This is a genomic window from Micromonospora sp. 4G55 (assembly GCF_016803375.1).
In genome coordinates this window covers 1-5,904 of sequence record NZ_JAEVHN010000390.1, presented here as the reverse complement: position 1 = coordinate 5,904, position 5,904 = coordinate 1, and the positions used below count along the sequence as shown (strand labels likewise).

At 73.8% G+C, this 5,904-nt stretch carries 4 protein-coding genes, 2 pseudogenes and 1 riboswitch; of the genes and pseudogenes, 2 read left to right on the top strand and 4 right to left on the bottom strand.

Features of this window, described 5'->3' with window-relative positions; translation table 11 throughout:
- Positions 1-78: 78 nt before the first annotated feature.
- Positions 79-1,368: a threonine synthase gene (gene thrC, locus JNW89_RS25270; protein ID WP_210773699.1), complete on the bottom strand. Its 1,290-nt coding sequence runs from the start codon at positions 1,366-1,368 to the stop codon at positions 79-81.
- A 10-nt stretch (positions 1,369-1,378) separates the two neighbouring features.
- A riboswitch (SAM riboswitch) is annotated at positions 1,379-1,511 on the bottom strand.
- A 135-nt stretch (positions 1,512-1,646) separates the two neighbouring features.
- Between thrC and JNW89_RS25265 the strand changes: the two genes are divergently transcribed.
- Positions 1,647-1,853 carry a hypothetical protein gene (locus JNW89_RS25265; RefSeq protein WP_238450792.1) on the top strand — a complete coding sequence of 69 codons (207 nt, stop codon included), beginning with the start codon at positions 1,647-1,649 and terminating at the stop codon, positions 1,851-1,853.
- Between the two features lie 77 nt (positions 1,854-1,930).
- Positions 1,931-2,347: a hypothetical protein gene (locus tag JNW89_RS25260; protein ID WP_238450791.1), complete on the top strand. Its 417-nt coding sequence runs from the start codon at positions 1,931-1,933 to the stop codon at positions 2,345-2,347.
- 53 nt (positions 2,348-2,400) lie between these two features.
- Here the strand turns inward: JNW89_RS25260 and JNW89_RS25255 are convergent, their stop codons facing one another.
- The 3 genes and pseudogenes from JNW89_RS25255 to JNW89_RS25245 form a co-directional block, all read right to left on the bottom strand.
- Positions 2,401-2,850: a DoxX family protein gene (locus tag JNW89_RS25255; protein ID WP_238450789.1), complete on the bottom strand. Its 450-nt coding sequence runs from the start codon at positions 2,848-2,850 to the stop codon at positions 2,401-2,403.
- Positions 2,851-2,964: 114 nt separating this feature from the next.
- Positions 2,965-3,872 (bottom strand): annotated as a pseudogene (locus JNW89_RS25250) (ABC transporter permease).
- A pseudogene (locus tag JNW89_RS25245) lies at positions 3,872-5,904 on the bottom strand (ATP-binding cassette domain-containing protein); the annotation flags it as partial. The pseudogenes JNW89_RS25245 and JNW89_RS25250, both read right to left, overlap by 1 nt.

The window sequence follows — 5,904 nt, the reverse complement described above, 5'->3', positions numbered from 1 at the left end:
GGCGGGCGGCCGCGACACACCGCAAACGGGGGTCGATCAAGCGGGGCCGATCGACGGGCAGGGCGGCGGGGCAGGGCGTCAGGCGAGGAGACCGGCGTCGCGGGCGGCGCGCAGCGAGGGCTTGATCCGGTGGGTCGGGCCGACCTGGCCGGCGACCGCGTCGATGGTCTTCAGGCCCTCGCCGGTGTTGAACACGACGGTCTCCGCGGTCGGGTCGAGCCGGCCGGACTCGACCAGCTTGCGCAGCACCGCCACGGTCACCCCGCCGGCGGTCTCGGCGAACACCCCGGTGGTCCGGGCGAGCAGCCGGATGCCGGCGCGGATCTCCTCGTCGTCCACGTACTCCATCCAGCCGCCGGTGCGGCGCACGGCCTCCAGGGCGTAGAGGCCGGCGGCCGGGTCGCCGATGTTGAGCGACTTGGCGATGCCGGTCGGCTTGACCGGGACGATGGTGTCGCTGTCGCCGTGCAGCGCGACCGCGATCGGGTTGCAGCCGGCGGACTGGGCGCCGAAGACCTTCCAGCCACCGGCCGGCGCCTCGACCAGGCCGATCTCGACCAGCTCGGAGAACGCCTTGTCGATCTTGGTCAGCAGCTCGCCGCTGGCCATCGGGATGACCACCTGGGCCGGGATCCGCCAGCCGAGCTGCTCGGCCACCTCGTAGCCGAGGGTCTTGGAACCCTCCGCGTAGTACGGGCGGACGTTGACGTTGACGAACGCGGTGTCCTCGAACTCGTCGGTCTCCACCAGCTCGCCGCAGAGCCGGTTCACGTCGTCGTACGACCCGTCGATGGCGACCAGCTCGCCGCCGTAGACGGCGGTGGTGACCACCTTGCCCTGCTCCAGGTCGCCGGGGATGAAGACCACCGAGGGCACGCCGGCCCGGGCCGCGTGGGCGGCCACCGAGTTGGCCAGGTTGCCGGTGGAGGCGCAGGCGAACCGGGTGAAGCCGAGCGCCCGGGCGGCGGTGAGCGCCACCGAGACCACCCGGTCCTTGAACGAGTGGGTCGGGTTGGCGCTGTCGTCCTTGACCCAGAGCGGCGCGGTGATGCCCAGCTCGGCGGCCAGGTGCGGGGCGGCGACCAGCGGCGTCAGCCCCGGGTCGAGCGTCACCCGGGTGGCCGGGTCCTGACCGGCGGGGAGCAGGGCGGCGTACCGCCAGATGTTCTGCGGGCCGGCCTCGATCCGTTCCCGGGTCACGGCGGCCAGGGCGGCGGTGTCGTAGTCGACCTCCAGCGGCCCGAAACACTCGTAGCAGGCGTGCTGGGCGGCGAGCGGGTAGCGCGCGGAACAGGCGCGGCAGACCAGGGCGCGGGCCGGGCTGGCGGTGGTGTCGATGCCGGGGGCGGCGGGAAGCGTCGACGTCATGTCGAGAGTCCTCTCATCTTTCCCCGCATCGCACCCTGCGGCGGGGACGGAATTGGCACCTGCCCGCGTCCGCTCGTCATCGAGCGTGCGGGTGGTTGCCGGGGCGTCGTCGGGCCGTATCCCTCAGCCCCTCTGGATGAGGTATGCAGTTGTGCCCCCGAGTCTAGGAGCTTCCCGACCCGAACCCGCCCCGGGTTCCCACGCTGTGAGCGGAGGCCGTGGGTGGCGGGGGGTCAGTACGGTGCGGGCGATCCCGTCGAGAGAGGAACCCTCCGCCCATGCGCCGGACCCTGCCGAGCTTCGCGGCCGTCACGCTGGTCTGCCTGCTCACCGCGTGCGGAGGTGACACCGGGACGACCGACACCGCGTCCACCACTGTCACCCCGTCCGCGGCCGCGTCCACCGCCGCGGCTCCGGCCGCCATCGCCCCCAGCGCCACGCCGACCACGGCGCGCCGGCCGCGCCCACTCCGGCGGAGACCCTGACGGCGAAGCCGAAGCCGCCCGCCGCCCCCGCGCTGACCTGCAAGCAGCTCGCCGGTGCGCACGTCGGCAGCGCCAAGGTGCCCTACAACGGCTACCCGGACTACCTGCCGCTGACCGAGGGCCAGTGGTCCGGCGAGGACGGCGCGACCGTGCTGTTGCAGAAGCCGTGCGGGATCGGCGACCTCGACGGGGACGGGGCGGCCGACGCGGTCGGCGTGGTCGCGTTGAACGGCGGGGGCAGCGGCACCTTCTTCACCGTGCTTGTCTGGCGCAACAGCGGCGGCAAGCCGGCCTTCCGGGCGCTGGCCGATCTCGGCGACCGCACCCCGGTCCTGTCGGTCAAGGTGGCCGGGCAGCAGGCCACGGTCGTCTGGCTGACCCGCAGCGACGGCAAGGGCATGGCCGAGCTGGACATCAGGCGCACGTCGACGTACAAGCTCTCGGGCACGACGCTGGCCGAGGTGAGCCACACCGACGCGCCGTACACGCCCTGACCGCAGCGCCGCCGGAGCCGCGCGGACGGCTCCGGCGGCGGGCGGCCGGCGGGTCAGGCGGGTACGGAGTTCCGGCCCGCCGGCGCCGGGGTGGCCGCGCCGGCGCGGCGTCGACCGATCAGGCGGTCGAGCGCCCAACTGCCCGGCCCGAGCACGACCACCAGGGCGAACGCCCAGCAGAACAGGGCGGCGAGTTCGCCGCCGTTGCGTATCGGCAACAGCCCGTCCGGTTGGTGCACGACGAAGTAGGCGTACGCCATCGAGCCGGAGGCGAGCAGCGCGGCGGGCCGGGTGAGGAGCCCGACCAGCACCAGCGCGCCGCAGACCGCCTGGATCAGCGCCGCCCACCAACCCGGCCACTGCCCCGCGGGCAGCGACTCGCCTGTGCCGCGGGCGCCACCGAGCACGCCGAAGAGCGACGACAGGCCGTGGCAGAGGAAGAGCAGGCCGATGACCATACGGAAGAGGGACAGGGCGGGTCCGTTGAGCCGGTCGAGATTCATCTCGCTACCTCCGGGTGAGTGGAACGGGGTGCACCAGAATCAGCCAGGAAATATCGGACCTTATGAACTTTCTGTTAACGAACGTGCCGTCCGGGGGAGTTAACGCTCAAGTCGTCAGCTCGTGACATCCTTTCGGGTGAACCGCCAGAAGGCCAGCCCCCAGAAGAGCGTCGCGTAGCTCACCGCGGAGATCGCACCCCGCACCACGTCGTCGGTCTGCACCGGAGTGGAGAGCAGGCCGAGCCAGGCGGTGCTGTAGTGCGTCGGCAGGAGGTTGCGCAGCCCGCCGAGGGCGGTGATCTGGTCCAGGATGCTGGAGAGGATCCAGAGCAGCACCGCACCGCCGACCGCGCCGAGCGCGGCGTCCGTGGTCACCGACAGCAGGAAGGCCAACCCGGCCACCACCAGCAGGACGACCGCCAGGTAGCCGAGCACCGCCAGCAGCCGCAGCAGCCCGTCGGTCGGCGCCAGTTCCGCGGCGACCTGGCTGCGCAGCGGCTCCCAGCCGTACCGCAGGGTGCCGGCGAGCAGGGCGGTGCCGGCCAGCAGCAGCAGGGCCAGCGCCGAGTACGCGAGCGCGACCAGCAGCTTCACCGCGAGCAGTCGGGATCGGGGCACCGGCACCGCCAGCAGGTAGCGCAGGCTGCCCCAGCTCGCCTCGCTGGCCACGTGTCCCCGCAGAACAGGGCCACCACCACGACCAGCAGGAACGACGCCGAGACGAAGATCGAGAAGAGGGTGAAGTTGAGCCCGCCCGAGGTGGCCAGGTCGACCAGGCTGCCGAACTCGTTGCGCCCGTTGTCGTCGTCGCCGCCGGAGTCGAACTGGAAGGCGATCAGGATGATCAGCGGCAGCAGCACCATGAACCCCAGCGCCAGCTGGGTACGCCGCCGCGACGCCTGCCGGCGGAACTCGGCCGCGAAGGGCAGGGTCGCCGACGGCCGGTAGCCGGCGGCCGCCCCGCCCGGGCCGACCCGACCGGCGTCGGCCGGACCCGCCGTGTCGATGGATGAGCCCGCCATCACCGGTCCCCGCTTCCCCGAGAGTTCTCGCCCACCAGGGCGAGGAACGCGTCCTCCAGGCGGCGCCGCGGCACCACCCGGTCCACCCCGATCCCGGCCCGGACCAGCTCCGCCACCACCTCGCTGCGCGCGGTGCCGTTGGTGTCGACCACCAGGCCGCCGTCACCGTCGGGCAGCACCCGGACCCCCTCCAGGCGGTCCAGCACGACCCGCGCGGCGGCCGGGTCGGTCACGTCGAAGAGCACGCTCGGCGAATCGCCGACGATCTCCTCGACCGGCCCGGAGGCGACGATCCGGCCCTTGTTGACCACCACCGCGTGGGTGCAGGTCTGCTCCACCTCGGCGAGCAGGTGGCTGGAGACCAGCACCGCCCGGCCGTCGGTGGCGTACCGCTGCAGCACCCGGCGCATCTCGGCGATCTGCGGCGGGTCGAGCCCGTCGGTCGGCTCGTCCAGCACCAGCAGCTGCGGCAGGCCGAGCATGGCCTGCGCAATGGCCAGCCGCTGCTTCATGCCGTGGCTGTAGTTCCTGATCCGCCGGTGCACCGAGTCGCCCAGGCCGGCGATCTCCAGCGCCTCGTCGAAGTGCGCGTCGGCAGCCGGCCGGCCGGTGGCCCGCCAGTACGCCCTCAGGTTCTCCAGCCCGGACAGGTGCGGCAGGAAGCCGGGCCCCTCGACCAGCGCGCCGATCCGGGACAGCACCGGCGAGCCCGGCACCAGCCGGTGCCCGAAGACGTAGATCTCCCCGGCGGTGGGCTGGGTCAGCCCCATCAGCACCCGCAGGGTGGTGGTCTTGCCCGCGCCGTTCGGCCCGAGCAGGCCGACCACCTGCCCGGGGTGCACCTCGAAGTCCACGCAGGTGACCGCGACGAAGCCGTCGGCGTACTCCTTGCGGAGCTGGCGGACGGCGAGCGGGACGCCCGCGTACTCCGGGTGGACCGAGCTGTCCTGGCGGCGGTGCCGGCGGCGGGCGACGGCGACGACCACGGCGAGCCCGAGCGCGATGGCGGCGAGCAGCCCGACCAGCACCCAGCGCCAGACGGTGGCGGTGGTGGGGATCGGCTCGGCGTCGACCGTCGGCAGGCTGACCGGGGCGTCGCCCGCCGCCACCGTGTAGACGGTCGGCTCGGCGGGCGTGGTGTACGCCTGGTCCGAGGTGGCGACCACGACCCGCAGCCGGTGCCCGGCCTCGATCCGGCGGACGATCGCCGGCAGCGTGACGGTGACCGGCCGCGCCCCGTCGAGGCTCTTCGGCAGGCCGGTCAGCCGCACCGGGGCGACCAGTCCGTCGGGGAGCGTCGCGGCGCCGTTCGGGTCGACGTCGTAGAGCTTGACGAAGAGCACCGCCGCACCGGTCGGCGAGGCCGCCCGGAGCGCGAAGGTGGGTGACCCGGCGACGTCCACCGCGTCGGCCAGCGGGGCCGACTCGAACCGGGCGTGCTGGCCGGGGACGTCGCCGGCCACGCCGCCGAGCAGCGAGCCGAGCGCGCCCGCGAAGGGCACCGAGGAGATCGCCCCCGGATTGCCGTTCGGCGGGTTGGCGATCGGCTGGGCCGGGCCGGTGACGGCGATCTCGCGCCGGGCGTCCCCGGCGACGCCCGGGTAGTCGGCGGTGCGGTAGCCGGTGGCCACCAGCCCCCGGTCGAGGGCGTCGAAGCCGGCGATCCGGGAGAAGGTGAAGCCGTCGCCGGGGGCCGCCCCCTCGCCCTTGACGTAGTGGTCCAGCCACTGCGCGGTCAGGAACTTCACCCGGTCGGAGTCGCTGGTCGGCCCGGTGCCGCCGTCGTGGCCGCCGGTGAACCAGGCCACCCGCACCGGGGTGCCGGCGGCGGCGATGCCGCGCGCGTTGGCGTCCGCCTCGGTCAGCGGGAAGAGGGTGTCCGCCTCGCTGCACCAGCAGGGTCGGTGCCTTGATCCGGTCGAGGACGCGGCCGGGGAGGAGCGGCGCAGCAGGTCCACCGCCGCCTGGTCGGCCCGCCCGGTGGTGGCGATCCGCAGGTACGCGGCGCAGACGTCGGCGGCGAACCGGCCGC